This window comes from Pantoea sp. CTOTU49201 (genome assembly GCF_032054795.1).
Lineage (GTDB): Bacteria > Pseudomonadota > Gammaproteobacteria > Enterobacterales > Enterobacteriaceae > Pantoea > Pantoea symbiotica.
In genome coordinates, this window is record NZ_DAMBSA010000467.1 from 1 (window position 1) to 3,360 (window position 3,360).

A 3,360-nucleotide genomic window follows, 5' to 3' on the forward strand; every position below is an offset into this window, starting at 1 on the left:
TTATCGCCAGGAAGAGCTGCGTACCTTGTCGCAGTCACAGCTGCAGCGCTTTTTCCTGCGCGGCACCGGTCCGCACGAAGGCATGGTGCGCGTGCGTTCCGACCTCGCCAACATGGTGAACTATACGCAACTGAATTTACTGGCTAACGACTGGGCGTTGCCGGGTCCGTTCGACGCAATTTTCTGTCGCAACGTGATGATCTATTTCGATAAAGAGACGCAGGAACAGATTCTGCGCCGTTTTGTGCCCCTGCTGAAACCCGGCGGTCTGCTGTTTGCCGGGCATTCCGAGAACTTTAGTCAGATCAGCAAAGAGTTCTGGCTGCGTGGACAGACAGTCTATGGACTGAGCAAGGAAAGACGATGAGCAAAATCACCGTGATGTGCGTGGATGACTCTGCGCTAATGCGACAGTTGATGACCGAGATCATCAACAGCCATCCCGATATGGAGATGGTCGCGAGTGCGCCAGATCCGCTGGTGGCGCGGGATTTAATCAAACAGTATAACCCGCAGGTGTTGACGCTGGATGTGGAGATGCCGCGCATGGATGGCCTCGATTTCCTCGAGAAGCTGATGCGCCTGCGTCCAATGCCGGTGGTGATGGTCTCCTCGCTGACCGGTAAAGGTTCAGAAGTAACGCTGCGCGCGCTGGAGTTGGGTGCGGTGGATTTCGTCACCAAGCCGCAGCTCGGTATTCGCGAAGGCATGCTGGCGTACAGCCAGATGATTGCCGACAAGATCCGCGCCGCCGCGCGCGCCAAGCTGCATGTGCGTGCCTCCACGCCGATGCCGGTGACGCTGAAAGCGGGCCCGCTGCTGAGTAGTGAAAAGCTGATCGCCATCGGCTCTTCTACTGGCGGTACCGAGGCGATTCGCCATGTGCTGCAGCCGCTGCCAGCGACCAGCCCGGCGCTGCTGATTACTCAACATATGCCGCCTGGCTTTACCCGCTCGTTTGCCGAGCGTCTGAACAAGCTGTGCCAGATCACCGTGAAAGAGGCGGAAGACGGCGAGCGTATTCTGCCGGGCCACGCCTATATTGCGCCAGGCGCCATGCACATGGAGCTGGGCCGTAGCGGTGCCAACTATGTAGTGAAACTGAATGACGGTCCGCCAGTGAACCGACACAAGCCATCGGTAGATGTGCTGTTCCGTTCGGTGGCGGTGCACGCAGGACGAAATGCGGTGGGTGTAATTCTGACCGGGATGGGTAACGACGGCGCGGCCGGGATGCTGGAAATGCATCGCGCGGGCGCCTGGACCATCGCGCAGGATGAAGCCAGCTGCGTGGTATTTGGTATGCCGCGCGAAGCGATTGCGATGGGTGGCACCAGTGAAGTGGTCGATTTAGGCCACATCAGTCAGCACATGCTGGCGAAAATTAGCGCCGGACAGGCATTGCGAATTTAACGAGCCCGTCCTGCTGGACGAGACAACACGGGAGTAGATATGGCTGATAAAAATATGCGCTTTTTGGTGGTGGATGACTTCAATACGATGCGTCGTATCGTCCGTAACCTGCTGAAAGAGCTTGGATTCAATAACGTCGAAGAAGCAGAAGATGGCGTCGATGCCCTGACCAAACTGCGTGCCGGTGGCTTTGATTTCGTGGTTTCCGACTGGAACATGCCGAACATGGACGGTCTGGAGCTGCTGCAAACCATTCGTGCTGACGCCACGCTGAATAAACTGCCGGTGCTGATGGTGACCGCGGAAGCGAAGAAAGAGAACATCATCGCGGCCGCGCAGGCGGGCGCCAGCGGCTACGTGGTGAAACCGTTCACGGCGGCCACGCTGGAAGAGAAGTTAGGCAAAATATTCGAAAAACTGGGTATGTAAGGAGATGTGATGAGCGACCTTCCGAAATCAACCGAAGAAGCCTCGGCACACGACATTATTACCCGCATCGGCTCACTGACGCGCATGTTGCGTGACAGTCTGCGTGAGCTGGGGTTAGACCAGGCGATTGCTGAAGCGGCGGAAGCGATTCCTGATGCGCGCGATCTTCTGGATTATGTTGTGCAAATGACGGCGCAAGCGGCAGAACGTGCGTTGAACTGCGTTGATGCAGCGCAGCCACACCAGGACCAAATGGAAGCCGGCGCCAACCAGCTGAAAGGCCGGTGGGATGCGTGGTTTGAAAATCCGATTGAACTGACTGATGCGCGCGAGTTGGTTTCGGATACGCGCCAGTTCCTGACTGACGTTCCGGGACACACGTCGTACACCAATAAGCAGTTGCTCGAAATCATGATGGCGCAGGATTTCCAGGACCTTACCGGTCAGGTGATCAAGCGCATGATGGATGTGATCCAGGAGATCGAGCGTCAGTTGTTGATGGTGCTGCTGGAGAATATGCCAGAAGCCAACGCCGCGGCGCGTAAAGAGGGCAACAGCCTGCTGAACGGTCCGCAGATCCACGCCAATGCACCCGGCGTGGTGGCGAACCAGGATCAGGTTGATGACCTGCTGGATAGCTTAGGGTTTTAACGGTTAGCGAGCGGTCGGCATCAATGCCGACCCTACAAAACCGCATAGGGTGGGCATTTATGCCCACCTGGTTTTACACCGCGCGCTTCTGCGCCAACGCCGATTGCGCCACCAACACTTCCACGCCTAACGCCTCAAACGCCGCAACCTGCGCAGGAGAAATGCCGCTATCGGTAATCAGATAGTGAATATGGCTCCAGTCGCACGGCAGCGCGAACATCGACACCTTATCGATCTTGCTGGAATCCGCCACCACATACACGGTGTTGGCTGACTTGATCATCGCCATTTTCACCTTGATATCGGTCTCGCTGGGAAAGCTCAACCCCAGACGCGGCGAGATACAGGCCGTGGCAAGAAACAGCTTTTCCGCCAGCACGTTTTCGAAAAAAGAAGCGGCTTTCTCGCCCGAAGTCGAAAGCGTAGGGAACTTGAACGTCCCACCGGTCAGCAAAATATTAATGCCCGGCTCGCCGCCCAGCTTCAGCGCGATATTCACCGCCGTGGTAATCACCGATAACCGACGAATATGGCTAATCGCCTCGGCAATCGCCGTGGTGGTGGTACCGGAATCGAAAATCACCGTATCGCCATTTTCTACATGCTGCGCGGCAAGACGGCCAATCGCCTGTTTTTCTTCAAGATGCGTCTGACGCTCCAGCAACATTGCGCCGGTATTCTGCTTGCCGGTCATCAAGGTGGCACCGCCGTGATAACGCTGCACGTGGCCCTCTTGCTGCAACATGCGCAGGTCGGTGCGAATGGTGGCTTCGGTCCGGCCGAAGGTGTCGGTCAGCGCTTTAACCGTGACTGTGCCGTCTTCGCGGATCATCTCCAGAATCTTCTCACGGCGCTGCTGCATATCAG

At 56.9% G+C, this 3,360-nt stretch carries 5 protein-coding genes; 4 read left to right on the top strand and 1 reads right to left on the bottom strand.

What is annotated here, in order from left to right; genetic code table 11:
* The 4 genes from RTY00_RS22240 to cheZ all read left to right on the top strand — a co-directional run.
* A partial coding sequence (locus tag RTY00_RS22240) for a CheR family methyltransferase (RefSeq protein WP_312666291.1) occupies nucleotides 1-367 on the top strand: 367 nt, incomplete at its 5' end.
* Nucleotides 364-1,413: a chemotaxis response regulator protein-glutamate methylesterase gene (locus RTY00_RS22245; protein ID WP_008102868.1), complete on the top strand. Its 1,050-nt coding sequence runs from the start codon at nucleotides 364-366 to the stop codon at nucleotides 1,411-1,413. The genes RTY00_RS22240 and RTY00_RS22245, both read left to right, overlap by 4 nt.
* A gap of 39 nt (nucleotides 1,414-1,452) precedes the next feature.
* The gene (cheY, locus tag RTY00_RS22250) at nucleotides 1,453-1,842 is read left to right on the top strand and encodes a chemotaxis response regulator CheY (protein WP_008102871.1); all 390 of its coding nucleotides are present in this window, start codon (nucleotides 1,453-1,455) and stop codon (nucleotides 1,840-1,842) included.
* Nucleotides 1,843-1,851: 9 nt separating this feature from the next.
* Nucleotides 1,852-2,493, top strand: a complete 642-nt coding sequence (gene cheZ / locus RTY00_RS22255; protein WP_312666292.1) for a protein phosphatase CheZ — start codon at nucleotides 1,852-1,854, stop codon at nucleotides 2,491-2,493.
* Between the two features lie 73 nt (nucleotides 2,494-2,566).
* Here cheZ and RTY00_RS22260 read toward each other — a convergent pair.
* The coding region (locus RTY00_RS22260) for a DeoR/GlpR family DNA-binding transcription regulator (protein WP_312666293.1) at nucleotides 2,567-3,360 on the bottom strand (794 nt) is incomplete at its 5' end.

Coding starts and splice junctions, on each gene's coding strand:
- RTY00_RS22245 (WP_008102868.1), top strand. CDS start 364: ATGAGCAAAATCACCGTGATGTGCGTGGATGACTCTGCGCTAATGCGA.
- cheY (WP_008102871.1), top strand. CDS start 1,453: ATGGCTGATAAAAATATGCGCTTTTTGGTGGTGGATGACTTCAATACG.
- cheZ (WP_312666292.1), top strand. CDS start 1,852: ATGAGCGACCTTCCGAAATCAACCGAAGAAGCCTCGGCACACGACATT.